This is a genomic window from Streptomyces sp. 549 (genome assembly GCF_030124175.1).
GTDB lineage: Bacteria > Actinomycetota > Actinomycetes > Streptomycetales > Streptomycetaceae > Streptomyces.
Genome location: NZ_JASKMT010000005.1, coordinates 17,295 through 43,602, shown reverse-complemented (window position 1 = coordinate 43,602; position 26,308 = coordinate 17,295). Strand labels below are relative to the sequence as shown.

At 73.5% G+C, this 26,308-nt stretch carries 25 protein-coding genes; 15 read left to right on the top strand and 10 right to left on the bottom strand.

Going from position 1 to position 26,308, the window contains the following annotated elements; genetic code table 11:
* Nucleotides 1–22 precede the first annotated feature (22 nt).
* The 8 genes from ribD to QNO07_RS07830 all read left to right on the top strand — a co-directional run bounded on the left by ribD (nt 23) and on the right by QNO07_RS07830 (nt 6,206).
* Entirely contained in the window at nt 23–1,150 is a 1,128-nt protein-coding gene (gene ribD, locus QNO07_RS07865) for a bifunctional diaminohydroxyphosphoribosylaminopyrimidine deaminase/5-amino-6-(5-phosphoribosylamino)uracil reductase RibD (RefSeq protein ID WP_283990946.1), read from the top strand.
* Complete coding sequence (locus tag QNO07_RS07860) at nt 1,151–1,771, top strand: riboflavin synthase (protein WP_283990945.1); 621 nt, start codon at nt 1,151–1,153, stop codon at nt 1,769–1,771.
* Entirely contained in the window at nt 1,768–2,439 is a 672-nt protein-coding gene (locus tag QNO07_RS07855; RefSeq protein ID WP_283990944.1) for a nicotinamide mononucleotide transporter family protein, read from the top strand. Before QNO07_RS07860 ends, QNO07_RS07855 begins: the two co-directional genes overlap by 4 nt.
* Nucleotides 2,436–3,845, top strand: coding sequence for a GTP cyclohydrolase II (gene ribA, locus QNO07_RS07850; RefSeq protein WP_283990943.1), 1,410 nt, complete (start codon nt 2,436–2,438; stop codon nt 3,843–3,845). Before QNO07_RS07855 ends, ribA begins: the two co-directional genes overlap by 4 nt.
* 70 nt (nt 3,846–3,915) lie before the next feature.
* Nucleotides 3,916–4,401, top strand: a complete 486-nt coding sequence (gene ribH / locus QNO07_RS07845) for a 6,7-dimethyl-8-ribityllumazine synthase (protein WP_283990942.1) — start codon at nt 3,916–3,918, stop codon at nt 4,399–4,401.
* Between the two features lie 126 nt (nt 4,402–4,527).
* Nucleotides 4,528–4,800 (top strand): phosphoribosyl-ATP diphosphatase, encoded by a 273-nt coding sequence (locus QNO07_RS07840; RefSeq protein WP_283990941.1) that lies wholly within the window; start codon nt 4,528–4,530, stop codon nt 4,798–4,800.
* Between the two features lie 71 nt (nt 4,801–4,871).
* Nucleotides 4,872–5,720, top strand: coding sequence for an ATP phosphoribosyltransferase (gene hisG, locus QNO07_RS07835; protein WP_283990940.1), 849 nt, complete (start codon nt 4,872–4,874; stop codon nt 5,718–5,720).
* Nucleotides 5,721–5,747: 27 nt separating this feature from the next.
* Nucleotides 5,748–6,206: a PH domain-containing protein gene (locus QNO07_RS07830; RefSeq protein ID WP_283990939.1), complete on the top strand. Its 459-nt coding sequence runs from the start codon at nt 5,748–5,750 to the stop codon at nt 6,204–6,206.
* 36 nt (nt 6,207–6,242) lie between these two features.
* On the opposite strand, the gene QNO07_RS07825 is transcribed toward QNO07_RS07830, so the two are convergent.
* Nucleotides 6,243–8,168, bottom strand: coding sequence for an AAA family ATPase (locus tag QNO07_RS07825; protein WP_283990938.1), 1,926 nt, complete (start codon nt 8,166–8,168; stop codon nt 6,243–6,245).
* Nucleotides 8,169–8,614: 446 nt separating this feature from the next.
* A complete protein-coding gene (locus QNO07_RS07820; RefSeq protein WP_283990937.1) occupies nt 8,615–9,265 on the bottom strand; it encodes a uridine kinase family protein in 651 nt (216 codons plus the stop codon).
* Between the two features lie 209 nt (nt 9,266–9,474).
* Here QNO07_RS07820 and QNO07_RS07815 point away from each other — a divergent pair, with 209 nt between their 5' ends.
* The 3 genes from QNO07_RS07815 (at nt 9,475) to QNO07_RS07805 (ending at nt 12,745) form a co-directional block, all read left to right on the top strand.
* Nucleotides 9,475–10,848 carry a C39 family peptidase gene (locus tag QNO07_RS07815; RefSeq protein WP_283990936.1) on the top strand — a complete coding sequence of 458 codons (1,374 nt, stop codon included), beginning with the start codon at nt 9,475–9,477 and terminating at the stop codon, nt 10,846–10,848.
* A gap of 188 nt (nt 10,849–11,036) precedes the next feature.
* The gene (locus QNO07_RS07810; RefSeq protein ID WP_283990935.1) at nt 11,037–12,125 is read left to right on the top strand and encodes an S-(hydroxymethyl)mycothiol dehydrogenase; all 1,089 of its coding nucleotides are present in this window, start codon (nt 11,037–11,039) and stop codon (nt 12,123–12,125) included.
* The gene (locus tag QNO07_RS07805) at nt 12,122–12,745 is read left to right on the top strand and encodes an MBL fold metallo-hydrolase (RefSeq protein WP_283990934.1); all 624 of its coding nucleotides are present in this window, start codon (nt 12,122–12,124) and stop codon (nt 12,743–12,745) included. Before QNO07_RS07810 ends, QNO07_RS07805 begins: the two co-directional genes overlap by 4 nt.
* 301 nt (nt 12,746–13,046) lie before the next feature.
* Here the strand turns inward: QNO07_RS07805 and QNO07_RS07800 are convergent, their stop codons facing one another.
* Both QNO07_RS07800 and QNO07_RS07795 read right to left on the bottom strand, forming a co-directional pair.
* A complete protein-coding gene (locus QNO07_RS07800) occupies nt 13,047–14,774 on the bottom strand; it encodes a bifunctional 3'-5' exonuclease/DNA polymerase (protein WP_283990933.1) in 1,728 nt (575 codons plus the stop codon).
* Between the two features lie 52 nt (nt 14,775–14,826).
* The gene (locus QNO07_RS07795; protein ID WP_283990932.1) at nt 14,827–15,396 is read right to left on the bottom strand and encodes a helix-turn-helix domain-containing protein; all 570 of its coding nucleotides are present in this window, start codon (nt 15,394–15,396) and stop codon (nt 14,827–14,829) included.
* Between the two features lie 101 nt (nt 15,397–15,497).
* On the opposite strand from QNO07_RS07795, the gene QNO07_RS07790 reads away from it, so the two are divergent.
* Together QNO07_RS07790 and QNO07_RS07785 are read left to right on the top strand one after the other, a co-directional pair.
* Nucleotides 15,498–16,151: a class I SAM-dependent methyltransferase gene (locus tag QNO07_RS07790; protein ID WP_283990931.1), complete on the top strand. Its 654-nt coding sequence runs from the start codon at nt 15,498–15,500 to the stop codon at nt 16,149–16,151.
* 284 nt (nt 16,152–16,435) lie between these two features.
* Nucleotides 16,436–17,608, top strand: a complete 1,173-nt coding sequence (locus tag QNO07_RS07785) for an acyl-CoA dehydrogenase family protein (RefSeq protein WP_283990930.1) — start codon at nt 16,436–16,438, stop codon at nt 17,606–17,608.
* Nucleotides 17,609–17,771: 163 nt separating this feature from the next.
* On the opposite strand, the gene QNO07_RS07780 is transcribed toward QNO07_RS07785, so the two are convergent.
* The 3 genes from QNO07_RS07780 to QNO07_RS07770 all read right to left on the bottom strand — a co-directional run bounded on the left by QNO07_RS07780 (nt 17,772) and on the right by QNO07_RS07770 (nt 21,161).
* Nucleotides 17,772–18,749: an SCO0930 family lipoprotein gene (locus tag QNO07_RS07780; RefSeq protein WP_283990929.1), complete on the bottom strand. Its 978-nt coding sequence runs from the start codon at nt 18,747–18,749 to the stop codon at nt 17,772–17,774.
* Nucleotides 18,750–18,896: 147 nt separating this feature from the next.
* Nucleotides 18,897–20,402, bottom strand: coding sequence for an NADH-ubiquinone oxidoreductase-F iron-sulfur binding region domain-containing protein (locus tag QNO07_RS07775; RefSeq protein WP_283990928.1), 1,506 nt, complete (start codon nt 20,400–20,402; stop codon nt 18,897–18,899).
* 3 nt (nt 20,403–20,405) lie between these two features.
* A complete protein-coding gene (locus tag QNO07_RS07770) occupies nt 20,406–21,161 on the bottom strand; it encodes a hypothetical protein (RefSeq protein WP_283990927.1) in 756 nt (251 codons plus the stop codon).
* Nucleotides 21,162–21,655: 494 nt separating this feature from the next.
* Here QNO07_RS07770 and QNO07_RS07765 point away from each other — a divergent pair, with 494 nt between their 5' ends.
* Entirely contained in the window at nt 21,656–22,654 is a 999-nt protein-coding gene (locus QNO07_RS07765) for a PucR family transcriptional regulator (RefSeq protein ID WP_349636815.1), read from the top strand.
* Between the two features lie 133 nt (nt 22,655–22,787).
* Here QNO07_RS07765 and QNO07_RS07760 read toward each other — a convergent pair whose 3' ends face one another.
* From QNO07_RS07760 to QNO07_RS07750, 3 genes are all read right to left on the bottom strand, one after another.
* Nucleotides 22,788–24,245 carry a DUF1996 domain-containing protein gene (locus QNO07_RS07760; protein WP_283990925.1) on the bottom strand — a complete coding sequence of 486 codons (1,458 nt, stop codon included), beginning with the start codon at nt 24,243–24,245 and terminating at the stop codon, nt 22,788–22,790.
* Complete coding sequence (locus tag QNO07_RS07755; protein WP_283990924.1) at nt 24,245–25,012, bottom strand: DUF4142 domain-containing protein; 768 nt, start codon at nt 25,010–25,012, stop codon at nt 24,245–24,247. The genes QNO07_RS07760 and QNO07_RS07755 overlap by 1 nt, the downstream gene beginning before the upstream one ends.
* 216 nt (nt 25,013–25,228) lie before the next feature.
* Nucleotides 25,229–25,645, bottom strand: a complete 417-nt coding sequence (locus QNO07_RS07750; protein ID WP_283990923.1) for a hypothetical protein — start codon at nt 25,643–25,645, stop codon at nt 25,229–25,231.
* A gap of 197 nt (nt 25,646–25,842) precedes the next feature.
* On the opposite strand from QNO07_RS07750, the gene QNO07_RS07745 reads away from it, so the two are divergent.
* Complete coding sequence (locus tag QNO07_RS07745) at nt 25,843–26,283, top strand: Lrp/AsnC family transcriptional regulator (RefSeq protein ID WP_283990922.1); 441 nt, start codon at nt 25,843–25,845, stop codon at nt 26,281–26,283.
* Nucleotides 26,284–26,308: the final 25 nt, after the last annotated feature.

Genomic DNA, 26,308 nt, shown 5'->3' with positions numbered 1-26,308 from the left:
AACGCCCCGGAGTCCGTGCCCGATGAGGCAGGAGGACCCGGTGGCCGATTCCGCCGCTGCGCAGCACGAGCGCGACGCCATGCGTCGCGCCGTCGCCCTGGCTTCCCGCGGTGCGGGACTCACCAGCCCCAACCCGGTCGTCGGCTGCGTTGTCCTCGACCGCACCGGACGCGCCGTCGGCGAGGGCTGGCACAAGCGGGCCGGCGGCCCGCACGCCGAGATCCACGCGCTCGCCGAAGCCGGCGACGACGCCCGCGGCGGCACCGCCGTCGTCACCCTGGAACCCTGCCACCACACCGGCCGCACCGGCCCCTGCACCCAGGCGCTGCTCGACGCCGGCATCGCCCGCGTCGTCTACGCCGTGGCCGACCCCCACCCGGTCGCCTCCGGCGGCGCGGCGGCACTGGCCGCCGCCGGCGTGGACGTGGCGGGCGGACTGCTCGCCGACGAGGCCGCCGCTGTCAACGCCGCCTGGCTCACCTCCGTGGCGCTGGACCGCCCGTACGTGCACTGGAAGTTCGCGGCGACCCTCGACGGCCGGGTCGCCGCCGCCGACGGCACCAGTCGCTGGATCACCTCCGCCGAGGCCCGCGCCGACGTGCACCGGCTGCGCGCCGAATGCGACGCCGTGCTTGTCGGCTCCGGCACCGCCCGCACCGACGACCCGCACCTGGCCGTCCGCGGCCTGCCCGGCGTGCGCCAGCCGCTGCGCGTCGTCGTCGACACCGACGCGAGCGCCGTCCGTCCCGGCGCCCGCGTCCTGGACGACGCCGCGCCCACCCTGCTCGCCGTCGCCGAGGACGCCCCCGAGCCGCCCGCCGGGCGGGCCGAGGTGCTGCGGCTGCCCCGGGCCGCCGACGGCACGGGCCTGGACCTCACCGCGCTGCTCAGCGCACTGCACGAGCGGGCCGTCCGCTCGGTGCTGCTGGAGGGCGGCCCCACCCTGGCCGGCGCCTTCGTCGCGGCCGGCGCCGTGGACCGGGTCACCGCCTACCTCGCGCCCGTACTGCTGGGGGCCGGGCCGCAGGTCCTCACCGGCGCCGGCATCACGACCCTCGCGCAGGCCCTGCGCCTCCACGTCACCGGCACCGCGCAGCTCGGCCCCGACCTGCGCGTCACCGCCGTCCCCACCCGCACTGAGGAGTCCTGAGTGTTCACCGGAATCGTCGAAGAGCTGGGCGAGGTCACCGCGGTCGAGGACCTCGGCGACTCCAGCCGCCTGCGCCTGCGCGGCCCGCTCGTCACCGAGGGGGCCCGGCACGGCGACTCCATCGCGGTCAACGGCGTCTGCCTGACCGTCGTCACCTGCGGGGACGGCGAGTTCACGGCCGACGTCATGGCGGAGACCCTCAAGCGCTCCAGCCTCGGCGCGCTCACCGAGGGCTCCCGGGTCAACCTGGAGCGGCCCATGGCGCTCGGCGGCCGGCTCGGCGGGCACCTCGTGCAGGGCCACGTGGACGGCACCGGCACCATCACCGCGCGCACCCCCGGTGAGCACTGGGAGATCGTCGAGGTGTCGCTGCCGCCGGAGCTGTCCCGCTACCTCGTCGCGAAGGGTTCCGTCACCATCGACGGCGTCAGCCTCACCGTCGTCGACGCGGGCCGGGACCGGTTCACGGTCAGCCTGATCCCGACCACGCTCGACCTCACCACCCTCGGCACCAAGCAGGTCGGCGACCCGGTGAACCTGGAGGTCGACGTGCTCGCCAAGTACGTGGAGCGGCTGCTCGACGCGGGCGTGCGCCCGGCCGGGACGGAGCAGCCGCGGTGAGCCTCTTCGACTGGCTGAACGGCGCCGCCTTCGAGGTGCTGGGCCAGCCCGTCATCTGGTCCGACATGACCGGCAACCTGCTGGGCCTGCTGGCACTGGCCCTGGGATGGCGGCGCTCGCTGTGGACCTGGCCCGCGCAGGTGCTGTCCGGCCTGGTCCTGGTCGCCGCCTACGCGTCCGCCGAGCTCGGCGGCGGCGTCGGCAAGCAGCTGCTGGTGATCACCGTGGCGCTGTGGGGCTGGCGGCAGTGGCAGAACGGGCGGCGGCAGGCCCAGGACGGCTCGATCGCCATCCGCTTCGCCACCTGGCGCGAACGCCTCTGGCTGGTCGCCGGCACGGCGGCCGGCACCGCCGCGGTGGGCGCGCTGTTCACCGCGGTGCCGCAGCTGTCGTGGAACCCGTGGCCGGACGCCTACATCTTCATCGGCACCCTCGCGGCCATGGTCGCGCAGGCCAAGGGACTCGTGGAGTTCTGGTTCGCCTGGCTGCTGGTGGACCTGGTCGGCGTCCCCCTCGCCTTCGCCAGCGGCCTCGCCTTCTCGGGTCTGGTCTACCTCGTCTACCTCGTGCTGGTGCTGTGGGGCATGCGGGCCTGGTGGCTCCGCTCCCGTGACACCGCCGCACCGCTTCCCGGGCAGCCCCGGCACATGGAAGGAGCCACCTCATGACCGCGCTGAGCAACTGGTACGGAGCGCCGCACACCGCCGGTGACCTCACCGACCTCACGCTCGACCCGATCGGGTACGCGCTGGCCGAGATCGCCGCCGGCCGCCCGGTGGTGGTCGTCGACGACGAGGACCGGGAGAACGAGGGCGACCTCGTGATCGCCGCCGAGAAGGTCACGCCCGAGATCGTGGCGTTCATGATGACCGAGTGCCGCGGCCTGGTGTGCGTCCCGATGGAGGGCGACGTCCTCGACCGGCTCGACCTCCCGCAGATGGTGGCCAGCAACACCGAGTCCATGGGCACCGCGTTCACGGTGTCGGTCGACGCGTCCGCCGAGCACGGCGTGACCACCGGCATCTCCGCCGCCGACCGTGCGACGACCATCCGCATGCTCGCCGACCCGCGGTACACCGCGGGCGACTTCGTGCGGCCCGGTCACGTCTTCCCGCTGCGGGCCCGCCCGGGCGGCGTGCTCGCCCGGCCCGGCCACACCGAGGCCGGTGTCGACCTGGCCCGCCTCGCCGGGCTGCGCCCCGCAGCGGCCATCGTGGAGATCGCCGCCGAGGACGGCACCATGATGCGGCTGCCCGAGCTGGTCCCGTTCGCCCGCAAGCACGGGCTGGCGATCATCTCCATCGAGGACCTCGCCGCGCACCGCCGGGCCACCGAGCAGCCCCAGGCCCCGGAGCAGCCCGAGGCCACCGGAGCCGGGCAGGCCGGCTCCCGGCATCCGGCCACCGCCGAGCCGCCGGCAGTGGTGGCGCCCGCCCACCGGCTGCCCACCGTGCACCGCGAGGCCGAGACGCGGCTGCCCACCGCCCACGGTGAGTTCCGGGCGTACGGCTACCGCTCCGAGACCGACGGTGTGGAGCACGTCGCGCTGGTCGCGGGTGACCTCTCCGACGGTGAGGACGTACTCGTTCGGGTGCATTCCGAATGCCTCACCGGTGACATCTTCGGCTCCCAGCGCTGCGACTGCGGCCCGCAGCTGCAGACCGCTCTCGCGCGCGTCCAGGCGGAGGGCCGCGGTGTTGTCGTCTACCTCCGCGGCCACGAGGGACGCGGCATCGGCCTGCTGTCGAAGCTGCGCGCCTACGAACTCCAGGAGCGCGGCCGGGACACCCTCGACGCCAACCTGGAGCTGGGTCTGCCCGCCGACGCGCGCGACTACGCCGCCGGCGCGCAGATGCTCGCCGACCTCGGCGTGCGCTCGCTGCGGCTGATGACCAACAACCCGGAGAAGACCGACGCCCTGCTGCTGCACGGGCTGCGCGTCAACGGCCGGGAGCCGATGCCGGTGCTGGCCGGCGAGCACAACCTGCGCTACCTGCGCACCAAGCGGGACCGCATGGGCCACGAACTGCCCTGGCTGGAGGACGCTCACGCCTCCGCCTGCGGCAGTCAGTGACCCGCCGCCCCACCGATCCCCCCGGGTATCACCGATCCACCCCGGCACATCCGATGAATGAGGAGCAACGTTGAGCGGCAAGGGCGCACCCGAACTGACCGTGAAGAACTGCGGAGACCTGCGGGTCGCGGTGATCGCCGCGCAGTGGCACCCCACCGTCATGGACGGCCTGGTGAACGGGGCCCTGCGGGCGCTGGGCGAACTGGGCATCGACGAGCCGACCGTGCTGCGCGTGCCCGGCAGCTTCGAACTGCCCGTGGTGGCGAAGGTGCTGGCCGACCGCGGCTACGACGCGGTCGTCGCGCTCGGCGTGGTCATCCGCGGCGGCACCCCGCACTTCGAGTACGTCTGCCAGGGCGTCACCGAGGGGCTGACCAGGGTCTCGGTGGACACCGGCGTGCCGATCGGCTTCGGTGTGCTCACCTGCGACACCGAGCAGCAGGCCCTGGACCGGGCCGGCCTGCCCGGCTCCAGCGAGGACAAGGGCCACGAGGCCGTCACCGCGGCCGTCGCCACCGCCACCGTGCTGCGGACCGTCGCCGAGCCCTGGCGCTGACCCGGCCCCGGCCGCTCCTCCGCACCCGCCGCCCGCACGCCGCGGCGGTGGGCGGCGTCCCCGCCCGTCCGAGTGCCGGGACGCCGTGCACCGCCGCGGCGAACACCCCGTAGGGTAAGAACCACCATGGCGAACAAGACATTCGACGAGCTCTTCGCCGAGCTCCAGCGCAAGGCAGCGACGGGCGACCCCGCCACCTCCCGCACCGCGGAACTGGTGTCGGCCGGGGTCCACAGCATCGGCAAGAAGGTCGTCGAGGAGGCAGCCGAGGTGTGGATGGCCGCCGAGCACGAAGGCGCCGACCGCACCGCGGAGGAGATCTCCCAGCTGCTGTACCACCTCCAGGTGATGATGGTCGCCCGCGGCATCTCCCTCGACGACGTATACGCTCACCTGTGATCCGCCGGGGCACCCGCCCCGGAACCCGTCCACCTCGTTACCGCCGTCCTCACGTGAAGGAAGCCCCACCCATGCTGCGCATCGCCGTCCCGAACAAGGGTTCACTCTCCGAGCCTGCGTCGGCGATGCTCCATGAGGCCGGCTACCGGCAGCGCAAGGACCGCCGTGAGCTGGTCCTGGTGGACAGCGTCAACGACGTGGAGTTCTTCTTCCTGCGTCCGCGTGACATCGCCGTCTACGTCGGCTCCGGCAAGCTCGACATCGGCATCACAGGCCGGGACCTGCTGCTGGACTCCGGCGCCGACGCGGAGGAGATCCTCCAGCTCGGCTTCGCCGCCTCCACCTTCCGCTACGCCACCCGGCCCGGAACGGCCACCCACGTCGGCGAGTTCGGCGGCATGACCGTCGCCACGTCCTTCTCCGGCCTGGTCGCCAAGCACCTCGCCGACCACGGCGTCGAGGCCTCCGTGGTCCGTCTGGACGGCGCGGTGGAGACGGCCATCCAGCTCGGTGTCGCCCAGGTCATCGCGGACGTCGTGGAGACCGGCACCACGCTGCGCAACGCCGGCCTGGAGATCATCAGCGAGCCGATCCTGGAGTCGGAGGCGGTCGTCGTGCGACGCAGCGGCGCCCCGGCCGACGACCCCAAGGTCCAGCAGTTCCTGCGCCGCATGCACGGCGTGCTGGTCGCCCGGCGCTACGTGATGATGGACTACGACATCCGCGCCGAGCACGTGGAGAAGGCCGTGCAGCTGACCCCCGGCCTGGAGTCACCGACCGTCTCGCCGCTGCACGACAAGGGCTGGGTGGCGGTGCGCTCGATGGTCCCCACCGCCGACGCGCAGGGCATCATGGACGACCTCTACGACATGGGTGCGCGCGCCATCCTCACCACCACGATCCACGCCTGCCGGATCTGACCCGCACCCGATCCAGGAGAAGCACCCGTGCCCCCCGCCGCGCCCCGCCCCAGCCTGCCCCTCACCTTCCGGCCGACCCGCACCCGTGTGGTCCTGCTCGCGGTGGGGGCCGCGATCTGGGCGGTGCTCGCCGTCATCGCGCTGCTGCTCGAAGGCATCGGCGTGGGGGAGCGGATCACGTTCATCTTCACCGGCGGGCTCTTCTTCGCGGTGCTCGCCCTCCTCGCCCGTCCGCACGTGACGGCCGAGGAGGGCGGCGTCACCGTCGTCAACCTCACCACCAGGCGGCGCCTGGACTGGCCGGAGATCCTCCAGGTCAACCTGCGCTCGGGTGACCCCTGGGTGCTGCTGGACCTGTCCGACGGCACCAGCCTGCCCGCGATGGGCATCCAGCCCGGCGTCAACAAGCGGCAGGCGATCGAGGACGCCGAGACGCTGCGGGCCCTCGCCGAGCACTACGGCGGCAGCCGCCCCACCTCCGTCTGACCCCGGCCGGCCCTGCCCGCGGGCCGCTGCCCCGGCTCAGCCCGGCGGGGGCTGCCGCCGGTTCGCGCCGCCGGGGGCCCGCCCCGACATCACCTCGCCGTACGCCTGCATCAGGTCGGGCAGCCGCAGCGTCGCCAGGTCGTCCCTGGACGGCGCTCCGGCGCAGCCCGACAACCGCAGGTCCCGGTAGGCGCAGCTCTTCTCGTACAGCGTGCGCAGGAACCGGCCGTTGCCCAGCTCGTCGATCCAGCCCTGGTCGACCACGTGGCCGCTGACGCTGCGCAGCTCGTCCAGCGCCTCCTCGTCCCAGCTGTCGCCGTTCTCCGCGGCCAGGACCTGCCCGATCGCGGTCAGCTCCAGCGGGCGGTAGCTGGGGAAGTCGATGCGGGTGGTGAACCGCGATCCCAGCCCCGGATTGGCGGCCAGCAGCCGGTCCATGCCCTCCGGGTAGCCGGCCAGGATCACCACCAGGCGGTCCCGGTTGTCCTCCGCCCGCTTCAGCAGCACCTGCAGAGCCTCGTCACCGTAGGCGTCGCCCTTCGCGTAACCGGAGTTGGAGAGGCTGTACGCCTCGTCCACGAACAGCACCCCGCCCAGCGCCGAGTCGATCAGCTCGTTGGCCTTGACGGCCGTCTGCCCCATGAACTCCCCGACCAGGTCGGCCCGCTGCGCCTCGACCAGATGCTCGCCGCCGAGCAGGCCCAGCGCGCAGAACACCCGGCCGAGGATGCGGGCCACGGTGGTCTTGCCTGTGCCGGACGGCCCGGAGAAGACGAAGTGCCGCTTCGGCGGCTGCACGGGCAGGCCCTGCTGGGCCCGCAGCCGAGCCATGTGCAGCTGGGCGGACAACGCCCGCACCTGCCGCTTCACCGGCTCCAGCCCGACCATGCGCTCCAGTTCGTCCAGGGCGCGGGTCAGCAGCGCGGAGTCCGAGGGCCCGGACGGCCAGGCGTCCGCCGCCGGCTGGCCCGGTCGCCGCCCGGACCGCTCGCGCACCCCGTCGGCGTCCACCGGCGCTGACTCCGCGCCCGCCTCCCCGCCGCCCAGCCGAAGGCCGTCGGCCGCCGGGTCCGGCACGTCCGAGCCGTCGGCGGCCAGCGGATCGGTGTCCAGCGACTGGTCGCGGACGGCATCCTGCCCGGCCAGCGTGACGGCCGCCGCGAGGCCCGGAACCTCCGCGGCGCCGTCCCCCTCGGCGATCGCGGTGAGGCGGGCCGCGGTGTCCATGAACGCCGGATCGACCCGGTGCACGGCCCGGTAGAGCGGCAGCGCCGCCGCGCTGCGCCCGGTGCCCTCCCGCGCCCGCGCCAGCCAGTACCGCAGCTCCTTGCGCTGCGGCTGCTCGCTGCGGCAGCGCATCAGCGCCGCGGACAGCAGCGGCTCGGCCTGCCCGTACATCTCCAGCCGCACCCGCGCCATGCCGGCGAACAGGCCCGCCTCGATGCCGAGCAGGTGGTCACCGACCAGCGGCTCGGTGTGGGCGACCAGCCCCTCCCAGTCCTTCGCCAGGTAGGCGCGACAGGCATGCAGGAACCGGACCTGCGGGTCGGACTCCGGCGGCGGGCAGCCCGCCAGCGCCCGGTCGAGTTCGGCGACATGGCGCCCGTCGAGCCAGTGCGAGGCGTGCGCCAGCAGCAGGTCGCGGCTGGTCTCCAGCACCGGCTGCACCCACCAGCCCAGCCAGTACCAGGAGTTGAGCGTCCTGCGGTGCCGGGACCGCTGCTCGCCGAAGCGGTCCCGGTACTCGAACATGCGCAGCAGGGCGGTGGTGGTGTCCGCGCGGAGCGCGTGCAGTCCCAGCCAGGCGTCCGCCATGCCCGGATCCAGTCCCGTGGCGTTGCGGAACTCGTCCTCGGCCTGGGCGTAGCTGCCCACGGTGTACGCGTCGACGCCCCGCAGCCACGCGAGGTCGGCGGGTGCGTGCGCGCGTGCGTCCAGGGGCTCCTGCGTGCTGAAGTCCATGGCATCCCCCCCACGAGTGGTCCCCCGCTTTGTGCGGCCGGAACGCCGCCCTGATGGCGCAACAGCCGTGCCTTCGGGGGGAATCGCCACCCCGCAACCGGGTCCGCCGGCGCCCCGCGATGAGTGGCATCGTACCCGGCGGCACCGCCTGACCGAAGAGCGCCCGGCCGTGTCCGTCTGCCCGGTGACGTGCGGGAACCCGCGTCAGGCCACCACTCGCCGACTACACAGAGTGAATGGTTGACCACCCCGTGGGGGCTGGTCCCCGGAGGGTGCGCAGGCAGAGCGAAGCCCCCGGTCACGGGGGAACGCCCGGGGGCTTCGCGTCTGGAGGGCGGTCTGCACGGACCGCGCAGGGAGAACGTAGAACCTGGCCGGGATCGGGTCAAGCACCTGCTCATGGTGGGGTGTTGGCCGCGCCGTGCTCGCCCGGGGGGACCGTCCGCTCACTCTCCGTCAAGTTCGGGGGCTTCGCTGCGTCGCCCGGCAGGCCCCAGCAGCACCTCGTACCCCGGCGATTTCTCCCGTACCAGTAGATGCGCATGGGGGCGCGTGGGGTCACTGGCGAAGTGCCGCTGTTCGGCGGGAACCCATTCGTCCCAGAATTCGGCAAGCTCCGGGCCGTCCCGGTGGCGCCCCCGCGTCCAGGACGCCGCCGCGTCCCGGTCCATCCACAGCACGCGGGCCAACCGGTCGCGCACCTCCCGTCTTCCGGCGCCGACCCCCTCCAGCAGCACCACCCCGGCCGGGTGGGCCACCCGCTCCCCGCTGAAGGCCCGCAGGTGCCAGTCGTACACCCGGTACCGGGCCGCCACGCCGCGGGACAGCGGGTCGAGCACCTGGGTGAGTAGGCGGTCCGTCCAGCCGAACAGCGCGTCGTGGCTGGCGAGGTCGTCCAGCCGCACCACCGGCGCACCGCCGAGCTTCGCCGCCAGTCGCCCCGCGAAGGTGCTCTTGCCCGATCCCGCGTGGCCGTCCACGGCCACGACCCGCACAGGGCCGCAGGACGGCTCCGCGGTCCGCAGCTCCGCGGCCAGCTCGGCCAGTCCGGCCGGCGCGGGCTGCCGGGGGCGGCGGTCGGCGTTGGGCTCGTGCATCCGGCCAGCCTAAGGGCCTGTCCCGCCCGGCCCCGGGGCCGTGGCGCCCTCGGACGTGCCGGGCCGGTCCGGCTGCGCCAGACCGCTGGTTCCCGGCGTGTCGGGCACCCGGTACCGCTGCGCGGCGCCCGCGCGAGGTGATAGTGGGATCTTCGCCTGTGCCGGGCGCCGACGCGAGCACATCGACGGACCGACCGAGGGATCAGGCCATGCCCAGCTTCGAGACCACCCGCCGCAGTATGCTGACCGCCGCTCTCGCCGGTGCGGTGACGCTCGCGGTTCCCCAGGTGGCGACCGCCGCCGGCGCGTACGTCCTGCCCCGGCGCACGCCGGGAGGCACCACGGTGACCCACCACTCGTGGCACACCGCCAAGGACTGGCAGCACGGCTCCGCCCAGGGCGTGCGGCCCGGCGGGGAGGAGCGTCCCGGCCTGCTGCTGGCCGAGCCCGCAGGAACCACCGAGTACCGCGACCCGCACCGGGACGGCGCCACGAGCACCTGGGAGTACGCGACCTGGACGTCCGCCTCCCGCGCCCTCCGCACCCCGGCGAGCGAGTTGATCACCTCGTGGAACGCGCGGACGCCGCCCGGCACCTGGATCCGGGTGGAACTGCGGGCCACCTACACCGACGGCACCACCACACCGTGGTTCACCATGGGCGTGTGGGCCTCCGGCGACGGCGACGACGTGCCCTGCCGGACCTCCGTCGACGGCCAGAGCGACGGGCGCAGCTCGGTCTCCACCGACACCCTGGTCACCGGTCCGGGCGCCGGGGAGCAGCGCTTCACCGCCGTCCGCCTGCGGGTCACGCTGCTCCGCGCGCCGGGCAGCGAGGAGTCGCCCCGGGTGTGCCGGCTCGACACCACCGGCTCCGACATCGAGGACCGCTTCGAGGTCCCCGCCTCCAGGCCGGGCCGGGGCGGCGCGATCGAACTGGACGTGCCGCGCTACTCGCAGAACGTCCACCTGGGCCGGTACCCGCGCTACGACAACGGCGGGGAGGCGTGGTGCAGCCCGACGTCCACCCAGATGATCGTCGAGTACTGGGACCGGCGGCCCGATCCGGCCGACCTGGCGTGGGTCAAGCCCGAGTACGACGACCCCCAGATCTGCCACGCGGCCCGCCAGACCTACGACCACACCTATGAGGGCTGCGGCAACTGGCCGTTCAGCACCGCCTACGCCGCCACCTACCCGGGGCTGCGCGCGACGGTCACCCGCCTGTCCTCACTGGCGGACGCCGAGCGGCTCGTGCGGGCCGGCATCCCGCTGGTCACCTCGCAGTCCTTCCTCGCCACCGAACTGACCGGCGCCGGCTACGGCACCACCGGGCACCTCATGACGCTCATCGGGTTCACCGCTGACGGAGACGTCATCGCCAACGACCCCAACTCCCCGGACAACGCGGCGGTGCGGCGCGTCTACCGGCGCGGTGAGTGGGAGAACACCTGGCTGCGCACCAAGCGCCGGGACGGCTCCGGCAGGATCAGGAGCGGGTCCGGCGGCGTCTGCTACGTCATCTGGCCGGCCCGCCCCACGGCGGCCCAGCGCCGGGCGTTGGACTCGCTCGGCATCGCGTGAACGCCGCGCCCGGCTGACGTGCGCACCCCGCGCGGCACCCACCCCGTGCGGCAGGGGTCCGGTGGCACGACCGCGGGCGCCACCGGGCGCCACGTGCTTGAACGCTGTACGGGTGGCGGCGATAGTGGGCTGCCGAGTCCGCCGGCCGCACCAGCCGCCGGGCACCCCCGCAGAGAGGAACTCCTCGCATGCCACAGGAAGTACGCGGCGTTGTCGCCCCGGGCAGGAACGAGCCGCTCAGGGTGGAGACGGTGCTGGTGCCCGACCCCGGGCCGGGTGAGGCGGTGGTCGCGGTGCAGGCCTGCGGGGTGTGCCACACCGACCTCCACTACAAGGAGGGCGGTATCAACGACGACTTCCCGTTCCTGCTGGGCCACGAGGCGGCGGGCGTGGTCGAGTCCGTCGGCGCGGGCGTGACGGAGGTCGCGCCCGGTGACTTCGTGGTGCTCAACTGGCGTGCGGTGTGCGGCCAGTGCCGGGCCTGCCGCCGCGGACGGCCCTGGTACTGCTTCGACACGCACAACGCGCGGCAGCCGATGACGCTGGCCGACGGCACGGCCCTCAGCCCCGCGCTGGGCATCGGCGCGTTCGCGGAGAAGACCCTGGTCGCGGCGGGGCAGTGCACAAGGGTCGACCCGCGGGTCACTCCGGCAGTGGCCGGGCTGCTGGGCTGCGGCGTGATGGCCGGCATCGGCGCCGCGGTCAACACCGGTCAGGTCGGCCGTGGTGACACGGTGGCCGTCATCGGCTGCGGGGGAGTGGGCGACGCGGCGGTGGCCGGGGCCCGCCTGGCCGGCGCGGCGAAGATCATCGCCGTGGACATCGACGACCGCAAGCTGGAGAAGGCACGCGCCATGGGCGCCACCCACACCGTCAACTCGCGTACGACGGACGCCGTCGAGGCGATCCGCGAGGCCACCGGCGGCTTCGGCGCCGACGTGGTGATCGAGGCGGTCGGCCGCCCCGAGACCTACGAACAGGCCTTCTACGCCAGGGACCTGGCGGGCACGGTGGTCCTGGTCGGGGTACCCACCCCGGAGATGAAGCTGGAACTGCCGATGCTGGACGTGTTCGGCCGGGGCGGCTCGCTGAAGTCGTCCTGGTACGGCGACTGCCTGCCGTCGCGGGACTTCCCCATGCTCGTCGACCTGCACCTCCAGGGCCGACTGGACCTGGAGGCGTTCGTCTCCGAGACCATCACCCTGGACCGGGTGGACGAGGCGCTGGACCGGATCTCCTCCGGCGACGTGCTGCGCTCGGTGGTGACGCTGCCGTGAGCGCCCGCATCGACCACCTCGTCACCTCCGGCGTGTTCACCCTCGACGGCGGGACGTGGGAGGTGGACAACAACGTGTGGCTCGTCGGCGACGACCGGGAGGTCGTGGTCATCGACGCCGCTCACGACGCGGACGCCATCTGCGCCGCGCTCGGCGACCGTGCGGTCCGGGCGATCGTGTGCACCCACGCACACAACGACCACGTCGACGCGGCGCCGGAGGTGGCTCGGCGCACCGGCGCCCCCGTGCTGCTGCACCCGGACGACCTGCCGCTGTGGCGCCAGACGCACCCGGACCTGGAACCGGACGGCGAACTCGCCGACGGCCAGGTCATCGAGGTCGCGGGTGTCGTCCTGACCGTGCTGCACACCCCCGGCCACGCGCCGGGAGCGGTCTGCCTGCACGCCCCAGACCTGACGGCCGTCTTCAGCGGGGACACGCTGTTCCAGGGCGGGCCCGGCGCCACCGGCCGGTCGTTCTCGGACTACCCGACCATCGTGCGCTCGATCAGCGACCGGCTGCTGACGCTGCCACCCGAGACGGTGGTGCACACCGGTCACGGCGACACCACCACCATCGGCGTCGAGGCCGCGGCGAAGGACGGCTGGCAGCAGCCCTGAGCCGGTCTCCCGGGACTGAGCCGGTCTCCCGGGACCTGAGCCGACGTCCCGGTACGGCACCGGGCGACGTACCGGTACGTTCCCGCCCCCGGCGCGGCACCGTCCGCAGCCGGGGGACGGGAGCCGTCAGAGCACGTCGAGCAGGGCGGCGGCGAACTCCTGCGTGGTGGCGGTGCCGCCCAGCTCGGGGGTGCGCACCGCTTGCTCGGCGAGCACCCTGGCCATGCGCCGGTGACGTCGCGGGCCGCCCCGGCGCAGCCGACCGCGTCCAGCCGGTCCACCTGGCGTCGGCGCGGGCGGCTCACTTGGCGTCGGCGTAACAGCCGACGACCGCGGTGCTGAACGGGAAGCGGACCGGGGTGGTGCCGAACGTCAGCTCCCCGGCGACCTGCCCCGCCTCGCGCACCGCGGCGGTCACCCGCTCGGCCTCCTCGGCCGGACAGTGCACGATCACCTCGTCGTGCTGGAAGAAGACCAACTCGGCCCGGAGACCCACCAGCGAGCGCCGCAGCGCGGCGAGCATCAGCAGCGCCCAGTCGGCCGCGCTGCCCTGCACCACGAAGTTGCGGGTGAAGCGCCCCCGGGCCCGGGCCGCCGCCGCACCCCGCTCCCCGGGGGACCGCTCATCGGCGCCGGCGTCCGCAGCGGCCTCCCCCTCGGCGTCGAACGTGTCCTCACCGCCGTGCGGATCGGCCCGGACGGCGGGCGGGCAGGTGCGGCCCAGCCAGGTGCGGACCAGCCGGCCCTGCTCGCCCTCCCGGGCGGCGTCGTCCACGTAGGCGACCGCGGCGGGGAACCGCCGCCGCAGCTCGGCGAGATGGCGGAGCCCGTCGCCCGAGGTCTGCCCGTACATGGCCCCCAGCAGGGCGAGCTTCGCCCGCTCCCGGTCGCCGGCGAAGGCGCGGTCCGACAGCACCGCGTACATGTCGCCGTCCCCCGCCGAGACCTGCTGCAACCCGGCGTCCCCCGACACGGCTGCCAGCACCCGCGGCTCCAGCTGGTCCGCGTCCGCCACCACCAGGCGCCAGCCGGGGTCGGCGACGACCGCCCGCCGCACCACCCGCGGGATCTGCAGCGCACCCCCGCCGTTGGTCGTCCATCTCCCCGAGGGCGCACCGGCGGGGAGGTAGGAGGACCGGAACCGGCCGTCGCGCACCCAGGCGCGCAGCCACGACCAGCCGTGCGCGGTGTGCAGCCGGTACAGCCTGCGGTACCGCAGCAGCGGTTCCACCGCCGGGTGGTCGATGCTCCGCAGCTCCCACGCCCGGCTCGAACGCAGCGGCACGCCCGCCCGCCCGAACGCCCGCACCACGTCCGCCGGCCGGTCGGGGCGTACCCGCTCGCCCGGCCCGAAGGCCCGGGAGACCTCCTCGGCCAGTTCCGCCAGCCGCTGCGGCTCCAGACCGCCGGGATAGCGCTCGCCGAGCAGTTCGGTGAGCAGCTCCCGGTGCACGTCCTCCCGCCACGGCATACCCGCCTCACCCATCTCGGCGGCGACCAGCCAGCCCGCGGACTCCGCCGCCAGCAGCAGTCGCATCCGGCCGGGATGCGGCAGCGCGGCGGTGCGGGCGAGTTGCGCGGCGTACACCTCCAGCAGCGCCGCCAGCGGATCGGTGCCGGCGGCCAGCGGCACCGGGCCGGAGCCGAACAGCGACGGTGGCGCGTCGGGAGTGTCCGGCGGCCGGTCGGCTGGCTCGGGCAGCCCGTGCAGCCGGGCCCAGGCGGCGGCCAGCGAACGCGGTGCGCCGAAGCGGCCCTCGTGCGCCAGCAGCAGGCCCTCGGCCACCTCGACGTCGTAGCAGCGCTCCACCCGCGCCCCTGCGCGCAGCAGCGGTGGATAGAACTCCGCGGTGGACCGCCACACCCAGCGGGTCCCGGCGGGCAGCCGCCCCACCGCCCGGGCGGCGTCCGGCTCGTGCCGCACCGGCCCGGCCTGGCGCCCGCGGTCGTCCAGCGGACACACCCGCACGCCCTGATCGGTGTCGGCGGCCAGGGCCCAGCGGGCGTGCTCAGCGGAGACCTGGCTCATGAGGCGCATTGTGGCAGGAGGGTCCGACAACGCCGCCCGGCGCGGCGGCAGGTCACGCGGGGCGGGCGCGCAGATGCGCGCGTTCACCCTGGGGGCCGAAGATCACGAGCAGTTCCACCGGCCGGTCTCCCTCCGCGTCGAGCCGGTGCGGGACGCGGGTGTCGAACTCGGCGGCCTCCCCCGGGGACAGGACCAGCGAGCGGTCGCCCAGCAGGAGCCGCAGGCGTCCGTCGAGCACGTACAGCCACTCGTACCCCTCGTGCGTCTGCTGCTCGGGCGCAGCCCGGACGGGCTCGATGACCAGCTTGAACGACTGGAGCCCGCCCGGGCGGCGGCTCAGCGGCACGTACGTGATGCCGCCGCGGCTGACCGGACGCAGGTGCACCCGTGGGTCCCCGGTGCGCGGGGCGCCGACCAGGTCCTCCAGGGCGACGCCGTGCGCGCGGGCGAGTGGCAGCAGCAGTTCCAGCTGGGGCTTGCGTCCGCCGCTCTCCAGCCGGGAGAGAGTGCTCTCCGAGACCCCGGTCAGCTCCGCCAGCGCGGCGAGCGTGAGCCCGCGCGAGTGCCGCAGGGCCCGCAGGCGGGGGCCGACCGCGGTCAGTACGTCCTCGAACTCGTCCATGTCCGATCATGTTGCCGAACCGGCATGGAAACTTCCAGTTTCAGCATCCGCGGGGCACTCTCGGCGGTACCCGAGCCGATCGCACCCCGAAGGGACCGAAGATGAGAGACAGCAGCACCGAGGACGGCATTGGCACCGACGAGGCGGGACGGTTCTGGGAGGCCCACTACGCCGATCGCGGCGACGTCTGGCGGGGTACCCCCAACCCGCTGCTCGCCGACACCGCCCGGCAGCTCACGCCCGGCCGCGCCCTGGACCTGGGCTGCGGCGAGGGAGGCGACTCCGTATGGCTGGCCCGCCAAGGCTGGCGGGTCACCGCCGTCGACATCGCCTCCACCGCGCTGGCCCGCACGGCCCGCCACGCGGAAGAGGCCGGGGTCGGCGGGCGTGTCACCACCGAACGGCACGACCTCGCCACCGGCTTCCCGGACGGCACCTTCGACCTCGTCTCGGCTCAGTACCTGCACACCCCGTTCGACCTGCCGCGCGAGCGTGTCCTGCACCGGGCCGCGCAGGCGCTCGCCCCCAGCGGCCTGCTGCTTGTCGTCGACCACGGCTCCACCCGCCCGTGGGCCTGGAACACCGACCCCGACCAGCACTACCCCACGCCCGCCGAGACCTACGCCACCTTCGCCCTCGACCCGTCCGTCTTCACCCCCGAGCGGCTGGAGCAGCCGCAGCGCACGGCCACCGGACCCGGCGGTCGGCAGGCACTCGTCACCGACACCGTGGTCGCCGTCCGCCGCGCCCGCTGAACACCCTGACGCCCCTGCGGGGTGCGGGGCGGGCGGCGACCCGGCACCCTGGAGGCATCGGCCCCGGCCCGCCGCCAGGCAGAGGCCGGACACGACAGGAGCACAATGCCCGGTCGGCAGTGACGGCACGCCGCCGATCGGGCATACTCCAATCGGCCCCAGCCGCTGGTCAGCCGCGCTCGAGACCCGGGACGGCACCCTCGCAGCGGGCCCGTACGTCCGGCGGCGTCGCCACACCCCGAGCGCTCGCCGCCGCAGCGCCCGAAAGGGAGGAGAGCGCCGCCATGTCCGATCACGGCCCCCAGCCGGTCGACCGCCAGCTGCCCACCGAGGAGGCCCGGGACCTGCTCGGCCTCGTCCGGGAACTCGTGCAGCGCGAGATCAAGCCCGCTGCGGCGGAGGAGGAGGAGTCCGGCCGCTTCCCCCGGGAGCTGTTCTCGCTGCTCTCCGAGTCGGGCCTGCTGGCCCTGCCCTACGACGAGGAGTTCGGCGGCGGCGAACAGCCCTACGAGGTGTACCTCCAGGTGCTGGAGGAACTGGCGGCGGCCCGGCTCACCGTGGGGCTGGGCGTCAGCGTCCACACCCTCGCCTGCCACGCCCTCGCGGAGTTCGGCAGCAAGGAGCAGCGCGCCGAGCACCTGCCCGGCATGCTCGGCGGCGGCATGCTCGGCGCCTACTGCCTCTCCGAGCCGTCCGCCGGGTCGGACGCCGCGGCGCTGCGCACCCGCGCCACCCGGCAGGGCGACGACTGGGTCATCGAGGGCACCAAGGCCTGGATCACCCACGGCGGCATCGCCGACTTCTACACCGTGCTGGCGAGGACCGGCGGGGAGGGGCCGCGCGGCATCACCGCCTTCCTCGTGCCCGGTGACGCCCCGGGGCTGACCGCCGCCGCGCCCGAGCGAAAGATGGGCATGAAGGGCTCACCCACCGCGCAGCTGCACTTCGACGGCGTGCGGGTGCCCGACGCGCGGCGCCTCGGGGACGAGGGCCAGGGCTTCGCTGTCGCCCTCGCCGCGCTGGACTCCGGCCGGCTGGGCATCGCGGCGTGCGCGGTCGGCCTTGCGCAGGCCGCGCTCGACGAGGCGCTGGCCTACGTCGCCGCGCGGGAGCAGTTCGGCCGCCCGCTGGCGGACTTCCAGGGCCTGCGGTTCATGCTGGCCGACATGGCCACCCAGATCGAGGCGGGACGCGCGCTCTACCTGTCCGCGGCCCGGCTCCGCGACCGGGGCCTGCCGTTCTCCCGCCAGGCGGCGATGGCGAAGCTGTTCTGCACCGACGCGGCCATGCAGGCCACCGTGGACTCCGTGCAACTGCTCGGCGGCTACGGCTACACGGCGGACTTCCCGGCGGAACGCTACATGCGGGAGGCGAAGATGCTGCAGATCGTCGAGGGCACCAACCAGATCCAGCGGGTGGTCATCGCCCGGCATCTGGCAGGCCCGGAAAGCAGGTGAGAGCCGGGCGCGGCCGGAACCGGTGACCGCCGGCCGCGCCCGCCCGGTCCGGCACGTCGACTGGGGCGGGCCCGCGGCACTTGATGCCGCGGGCCCGCCCCAACCGACGTGCTGTCGCTGTCCGCTCTGCGTACGGCCCTGCATCGGCCCTCCCGACGCCGGGTCAGGAACCCGACTTGGCCTTCTTGCCGTCGGGGGTGATGGCGTGCCACACGTTGCCCTTCAGGTGGCCCTCGGTGTCACCGGGACCGGCGTCACCGGTGAACCAGTAGACCGGCCAGCAGTCGATGGCCAGCTGCTCGGTGCCGTCGGAGCGCTTCACCGTGAAGATGTGCTCGGGGTCGATGCCCTCCAGCTTGTTCTTGTCGACCGGCTTGGCCGGCTTCCAGGTCTCCAGGCACTCGCCCTCGCAGTTGGACTTCATCGGCCAGGCGGTGTCCTTGTCGAAGCGGTACAGGATGCGTCCCTCCTCGTCCGCCACGAGCGTGCCCAGCTCCGGGTCCTGCACCGCCGACAGCTCGGCGTCGGAACCGCCGCCGGCCACGTCCTCGCCGCTGCCCGCGGCCTCGTCGCCGCCGCTGCTCGCCTGGCCGGCCTTGCCGCCGTTGGCGGCCAGCGCGTTCCAGGTGCCGCCGACGCCGTGGCCCTTGGTGTCACCGGGGGCGACGTCCTTGGCGTAGCGGTAGACCGGCCAACCGCCCAGCGTCAACTGCTCCTTGCCGTCGGTGCGGGTTACCTTGCCGAGCAGCTTGGCGTCGATGCCCTCGGCCGCGCTGGCGTCCTCCGCGGGCACCGGGGGCCAGGCGGTGGCGCAGTCGCCGTCGCAGTTGCTCTTCGCCGGGTCGGCCGTGTCCTCCTCGAACCGGTACAGGGTCCAGCCTGCACTGTCCGTCACCACGCCGCCCAGGTCGGCGTCCTGACGCAGCGTCAGGGTCTTGGCCGGGCCGCCCTTGTCGCCGCCGGCCGCCGGGGCGTTGCTGTCGGTGCCGAAGTCACTCGAGTCCGGCGCCAGCGACGAGCTGTCACCGGCCGGGGCCACGCGGTCCTGGCCCTGGTCGGAGGACCCGCCGCAGGCGGCCGTCATCACCATGACCGCCGCCACCGCCGCGCCTGCTGCCGCCGTCTGCCGCCGATTCCTCATGACCACTCCTCCGCGTCCGCTGCTGATTCGGCGACTTGCGCCGTTCAGCGGGGAATACGGAGTGCGACCGCCCCAGCGTTCAGAGCATCCGAAGAATTTTCCGGCGGCCTCCCGCGAGAGAGGCCGCGGCGGGCGCCGTGCGGCGTGTCACTCCTGGATGCGCAGGGCCAGCGCCGGGCATCGGCGGACCGCCCGCAGGGCGTCCTGCCGCAGGGCGCCGGGCACGGCGGACACCGCTCGGCCCGGGTAGCCGTCGGGCCCCAGCTGGATGACTCCGGGCACGATGTCCGCACACAGGCCGTGCCCCTGACAGAGCGTCCAGTCCACGATCAGGCGCTCGGCGCCCTCCTCGGCCTGGGGTGGCGCGGGCGGCAGCGCCTTGCGCTGCGGAGCGGGTGCCTCGTTGTCGAGCGGCAGCACGCCGAGTGTCGGCAGGCCGCAGTCACCGGACCTGGCGTGCAGGGCGAAGTGCTCGGTGAAGGCGTTCATCGCCGACGCCACGAAGCGCGACGTGCCGTCGGGATGGCTGCACGCGCCCCGGCCGGTGACCGCGTCCATGCGGTCGCGGATAGCGGTCAGCGCGGCCTCGCCGCCGCCCTTGGAAGCACGCTCCAGGTCGTCGGCGAGTCCGGGCAGGCCCATGAAGCACGGGCCGCACTGGCCCGCTGTCTCGTCGGCCATCCAGCGCGCGACCAGGATCGTCTCGCCCACCGGACAGGTCGTCTCGGGCAGCGGCATCACCGCGCCGGCGCCCAGCGATCCGCCGTTGGCCTTCATGGACTCGCGGGATATGACCGTGTTCCACGCGGCCTGCGGGCTGAGCCAGCCACCGTGGTAGCCGCCGACCAGCACGCCCTGACCTGGTGTGTCGCCGCAGACCTGCAGGATGTACGTCAGCGGCACGCCGCTGGGCGTCTCGACGACGCGGGGGCCCGACCCGCCGGAGACGGTGAGCATGATCGTGCCGGGTTCGGTGGGCAGGCCCACCGAACGGAACTCCAGCGCGCCCAGGCGGGCGGCGACGCCGAGTTGGGCCCAGGTCTCGGTGTTGGAGAGCAGTGTGGGCAGTCCGCCCAGGCCGCTGTCGCTGGAGCGGATGCGGCGGCCGTTGGGCAGCGCCGGGGCCTGGGCGATGCCGTTGATCAGGGCGCTGCCCTCGCCGGTGACGAAGCGTTCCGGCAGCCGGGCGACGTTGAGCCGCGGCATGGTCCGGCCGCGTTCGGCGATGGCGTCCCGGACCGACCGCTCCACGTCGTCACGGGTGACGCCGAGCCAGACGTCCTCCGCGCCGAGTGCCCTCGCGGCGAGCGCGGCGCCGTCCAGCACCAGGTGCGGGACGTGCAGCAGCAGCGCGGTGTCCTTGAGGCAGCTCGGCTCGCCCTCACTGGCGTTCACCACCACCGTGCAGCGCCCGTCGCGCTTTCCGGCCGACTTGATGACTGCCTGCATCTTGCGGGCGAACGGGAAACCCGCGCCGCCGCGACCGCGCAGGTCGATGTTCTCGGCGAGCTCGACGACCTCGTTCGCCCGCAGTTCGGGAAGCGAGCCGTGCACGGTCAGGTGCCGGACCCGGTCCATCCGGGAGACCTCGTCAAGGCCCGCCAGGAGTCTGGGCGGGCCGATCGACATGACCGACGGGGTCACTTCAGCCATGACTTACCACCTGTTGTTCGTAGTGCCGGCCGGCGTGTTGCGGCTCGGAAGGAGTCGCAACGACAGGGCCACCGCGACGCCGATGAGGCACAGGGCGTACATCACCGTCACCCATCCGCTCGCCGCCCGGCCGGCCTTCAGCCCGTGCACCAGCGCGGCGCCCCAGGCGGGGTACGCGCCCATGTGCAGCGCGCGCCACCAGCGGGACCGGCCGCCGGAGGCGAAGACCCTGCGGCCCGCACCGACCGCGGCCACGGCCACGAAGAGGTAGGCCGCCACGGTACCGAGTCCGATGAGCACCGGGCGCGCCCCATCGGCGAACGGCACTGTCGCGCCGGTCACGGTGACGCGACTTTCGGCCACTTTCACCCAGATGTGCAGGGCGAGGAATCCAAGGCCCGCCACGGCCGTTCCGCGGTGCACACCCTGGGCCAGCAGCCGGTGGTTGGACTTCAGGATGAGCCGGTCGGTGGCGGCCAGACCCCAGAGCACGGTAGCGGTGAGTGACACCAGGGCCAGTACGCCGGCACCGAAGTCCAGGAACTCCCGGGTGCGGTGGAACGCGCCGGCGCTGAACGCGACGACCAGGACCAGCACGGCGATCAAGGCCAGACCGGGCCGGAGCGCCTGACCGAGGGTCGGGATCTTCGCCGGTGCCTGGTCAGCGGCCTTCTTCTTGCTGAGCGCGGCCCGGATGGGCGCGCGCGAACGGGCCCTGCCGCGGGTGCGCAGGGGCGGGGGAGGGGTGAGCGGGGACAACAAGACCTCCCGAGCGTGCGGTTGCTGTGCACCGCAGTCGTGTTAAGCCGTCCTCGGCGTGATGGTGTGGAGGTCGGGTGTCGATGGGGACGACCGGTGCTGACCGGCGCCGATGCCTCCACCTGCGCCACCGAGGAACAGGGTTCGGGGGGCAGAAGCATCGTCGAACTTCGCGGAACCTTCATAAGATTTATCGTCCTGTGACAAATTCCTGTACTGGCGTCGCCGCTACAGTGCACCCCTGCGGATGATGCCCCTCCAGAAGGTCCAGGGCCTTACCCAATGTTTGGTCCGGACTAACCCGATCCGAGTAAAGGTTGCTTGAGTGTTCCAACTCCCTCACCAGATCCGGGAACTGGAGAGGGACACCACCTCCGCGGACCCGCCCCCTCCCCCCGCGTCGGGCGGGATCCGCACCCGGCAGGAACGAGGTAGAGATGTGTGAACTGCTGAATCGCATCTGGTCGCGACCCCGCGGTGAGTGGACCCGAGTTGTGAGAAAGGAACTCCCCACCATCGCTGACCAGGTGGTCGAGGTACTGCAGCGCAGCACACCGGAGTTTTCGGTACTTCCGTCCACTGTTGACCGAGAGGACATCAACTGGGCGGTTGAGCAGGCACTGTTGACCGTGCTCGGCTACCAGGACGAGCCAAGTGCGGCTCGTCCGGTCCGGGAGCCGGTGGCCACCCCCGTGCCCATCGACCGGGCCCGCCGCAACCTGTTCGCCGCGCTGACCGGTGACGCCTGTGCGCCGGAGGCGCCGCTCGCCGAACTCGCCCGGTCCGCGCGCTGGCCGCTGCCGGACACCGTCCGCGCGGTGGTCCTCACCTCGCCCGGTGAGGCCGCCCAACTCGCTGCCGTACTCGGCGACACCCTGCTCAGCCTGGCCGACGGCGAAACCTGCCTGCTGGTGCCGGACGAGGGCGCCGGAACCCGCGCCACCTTGGAGAACGTGCTGCGTGGACGCACCGCGGCGGTCGGCCATCCGGTACCGCTGGGCGACACGGCGTCCTCGCTGAACTGGGCCCGGCGGCTACTGGCCCTCTCACCCTCCCGCCCTGGTTCCGCACCGGACGTCGTGTTCGTCGACGACCACCTGACCCTGCTTCTCCTCCTCCAGGACGAGTCGCTGAGCCGGGCACTCACCGCGCGGTGGCTGACCCCGCTCGACGACCTGACCCCCCGGCAGAGCGAGCGGCTCGAAGTGACCTTGCTCGCATGGCTGGAGGGTGGCGGAGCACCCGAAGCCGCGCGCACGCTGCAAGTCCACCCGCAGACGGTGCGATACCGGCTCCGGCAGATAGAGAAGCTCTTCGGCGCGGCGCTGCGAGACCCCCGGACCCGGTTCGAACTGGAGATGACGCTGCGGAGTCGGCGGCTGATGGCCAACGTCAGACGGCGAAGTACCCGCGGCGGGCGCCGGGCCAGGGGCGTCACCACCGGCCTGCGCCCGCTGGGGGTGGCGCGGGAGGCGAGAGTCAACGGACTCTGACCCCGGTTCCGGCCAGCGGCGAAGCATGCCGGCCGGAACCGGGACAGGGAAACGGCCCCGGAGCGATGAACATCCGGGGCCGTTCGGCCGTACCTGTGAGTGGGAGCGGCGAAACCGCCGCCCCCGGGGTGCGTCAGCCGCAGTTGCGTCCGCTGTTGATGCACTTCACGGCCTTGCGCATCAACCGGTCGTCCATCACGTTGACGAAGTCGCCGTGATCGGTGACCGGCTTGTGCAACTGCTCGGGAAAGCTGTCCAGGGCGAACGCGGTGCCCGGCGGGATGTCGTAGACGATCCGCTGGACCAGCTGCGGGATCGCGGTGAATCCGGGCCCGCAGTTGCCGTCCGGCCCGGCGAAGGAGACATGCGTGCGATGGTTGGCGCTGTCGGTGTTCCGACCGTCCCAGCAGCTCTGGAAGGCGAAGGTGCGCACCACCTTGCTGCCCTGCGGGCAGATCGGGTAGCGGTCCGTCAGCTGGCGGTCCTCAAAACCGGTGCAGCTCCACGAGGCGTTGGCGTTGGCGGTGCCGTTGGTGAAGGCCTTCGCGTCGCCGGTGATGATGCGCAGGAAGCGCGGCATCGCTGTGACCTTGCTCACCGGGCTGCCCCGGAAGGTCAGCGAGACCTCGGCCGGCTGGAGGATGCGCCCCACGTTGCCGTCAGGGGCGTTGCCCGGCTCGTCGGCGCCGGGTCCGCGCGCCTGCGCACCGGCGTCGCCCTCGCTCAGCGACCGCAGCACCGGCCAGTAGTGGCTGGAGCGGTCCCCGTTGGTGCAGGTCGTCTCCGCCGCGGCCAGGCTCTCCTCGGTGGAGAAGGCGTCGGTGGACACGTTGCCCACGTAGTCGTGCACGTGGTGGGCGCCGTTGCTGACCCCGGGCGCGACGATGACGTTGTCCGAGTTGAAGTGACCGCGCTCGTTGGTGCCGCACCGCGACACGAAGGTGCCGGTGGACGCGTTCCCGCCCGGCGCCGGCCCGGCCGCGACGGGCTGGACCGAGGTGATGTCGACGAAGTCCTCGGGCACCGGCCCGCCCTGCGGGGGCGCACCGTCGGGCGGTGCGGGCAGCGTCGGCTGCGCGGCCGGCCGGGTGCTGTCCGGAAGCGGCCACTTCTTCTTCACCGTGCACACGCGCAGCGAACGCAGTTCGGGCGCCTGGCCGCCGGCCCGGGTGATGGCCCGGTTGATCCGGTCCAGCGAGTGGCTGCGGGACCTCTTCAGCTTCGCCAGTACCGCCCGCTCGGAGGAGCGGCCCTTGGCGAGCCGGTGGTAGGCGGCGGCGACCTGGGCGTCCAGCCGCGCCAGATGCGCCGCGACGGCGCGCTTCGACGCCTCCGGCACATCCCGCAGGCGTTCGCCCGCGTCCGGGCAGTTGATCGTTCGGGGGCCCTTCGCCGCCACCTGCGCGGGGCCGGTCGACGGCTGCGCCGCGGTGCGCGGCGCGGGGCTGTGGTTGCCCGCGGAGGCGTTCGCGGCGACGATCGCCGTGCCGCCTCCGCCTACGGCGAGGGCCGCGACCAGGGCGAGGGTTCTGACACCCTTGCGTGACCGCTTGTGCCCCTGGCCGCGTCTGTCGGAGAGCTTTCTGCTCATCAGTTGGCTCCGCTCGGTGCGCTCGTGTCGCCCTCGTCGCTCGGTTCACCCGGCGTGCTCGGCGGTCGGGAAGTGCTGAGAACACCCGGCGTCGCGGTGGAGGGCTGCACGGGCCGGGAAGCTCCCCCGTCCGAGCTGAGCGCCTCGAAGTCGACGAGCCCGGTCTCCTCGAGCACGGTGATGTGGTCCAGCACGACGGCGTTGGCCCGCGTGGCCAGCGAGCGGACCATGGAGTTGCGGGTCTCGGCCCGCACCTGTGCGACAAGGCCGAAGACCTTGCCGTGTGCGGCGCGCAGCAGGTTCGCGAAGACCCGGTCGAAGTCGTCGCCCTGGGCCGCGTTCATCTCGGCCAGCCAGCCCTGCTGCTGGGCGTTCGGCTGGTTGGCCAGCTCGATGCCCAGCGCGCGTCCGGCCTCGATGGACCTCTCGTCCAGTTCGGTGTGGCCCTCGATGAGGTGCTTGCCCGCCTCGATGACCGTCTCGCGTGAGCTGCGCTCCTGCGCCTGGCGTCCGGCGGGCAACTCCCACAGGCCGGCGAGCCGCACCTTGCGGACGAAGTCGCGGTCCAGCGGCGTCAGCGGCCCGTACTCGGTGGCCACCGTGCCGCGACCGTCGTCGTCGAAGTTCACCGACCCGGCCGCGACCGGGTTGGCGCCGGGAAAAAGATGCACGGGAAGCAGTAGTGCGGCCAGCGTTGCTGCCAGCGCGGTGACGACCAGCGCTGTCCCGACCGCGCGGCCAGAAGCCACCGCTTTGCCGTTGACCATGCGTAGTTGTCCTCCTCGGTGCACGAGCGCCCTGTATGAGAGCGGACGCTAACGCCCCAGGAGGAGGGTGTGTGGAAGCTTCATCACCAACGGACAAAGACCCGGCGGCCGGATGTGTGTACTGCTAGCGTCCCGCCGGGATCGCTGTGCCACGGCACACGGGACCGCTGTGCGCCACCCGCGGGCAGCCTGCGCCGGTGCCCCGGCGGCGCGGCTTCAGACCCGCTGCGGCCGGCGCACCACGCGCACCGGGCGCGAGCCCGGACCGCCCGCGTGCGAGAAGGGCTGCGTCCGCCAGTCCAAACCCTGGGGGAGTGTGCGGGCCGCAGCGTCCTCGTCCGCGCTCAGCAGGGACGTCCCAGCCGGCAGCGCGTCCGCGACCGGGCGGCCCGAGCCCTGGCACACCGTCAACCCGAACGGGTCCCACGGCGTCGGGCAGAGTGCGTGGCGCGGCAGCACCGGCTCGTGGGCGAACAGTGCGATGGGGCGTGCGCAGTCCGGGCAGCCCACCCGGTAGGCCTCCCACCCCTCGTAGGGCTCGCCCCCGGCGGCCCCCTCGTCGAACTCCGCGCCCGGTGCGCCGGTCCCGACGTGTTCCGCCGCCTTGGTGCCCATCGGCTTCACGGTCTGCATGTGATCCCCCTCGGGTGAGCCGGCCGGCGCACGGAGCTCGGCCACAGCAAGCACTTCCCGGCGTGCCAGGCGCATAATCGCGGTCAGCCGGTGGACACGGCAGCACGGGTGTGGCCTTCGTCACACCGGCGCGTCCACCGGGCCCTCGTGGGGCGTCCACTGTGCCGGAGCGCGCCGGGCACAGTAAGTTGCGTTCTGTGGAGGAGCTGGACAGACAGATCGCGGAACTGCTCGTCAAGGACGGGCGGATGAGCTACACCGACCTGGGCAAGGCCACCGGCCTGTCCACCTCGGCGGTGCACCAGCGGGTGCGCAGGCTGGAGCAGCGCGGGGTGATCCGGGGGTACACGGCGCTTGTCGACCCCGAGTCCGTCGGGCTGCCGCTGACCGCGTTCATCTCGGTGAAGCCCTTCGACCCCAGCGCGCCCGACGACATCGCCGAACGGCTGGCCGACGTGCCCGAGATCGAGGCCTGCCACAGCGTCGCGGGGGAGGAGAACTACATCCTGAAGGTCCGCGTCGCCTCGCCCATCGAGCTGGAGCACCTGCTGGCCCGCATCCGCTCGCTCGCCGGCGTCTCCACCCGCACGACCGTGGTGCTCTCCACGCCCTACGAGGCCCGCCCGCCGCGCATCTGAGCGTCACCGGGGGACGGGACCCCGG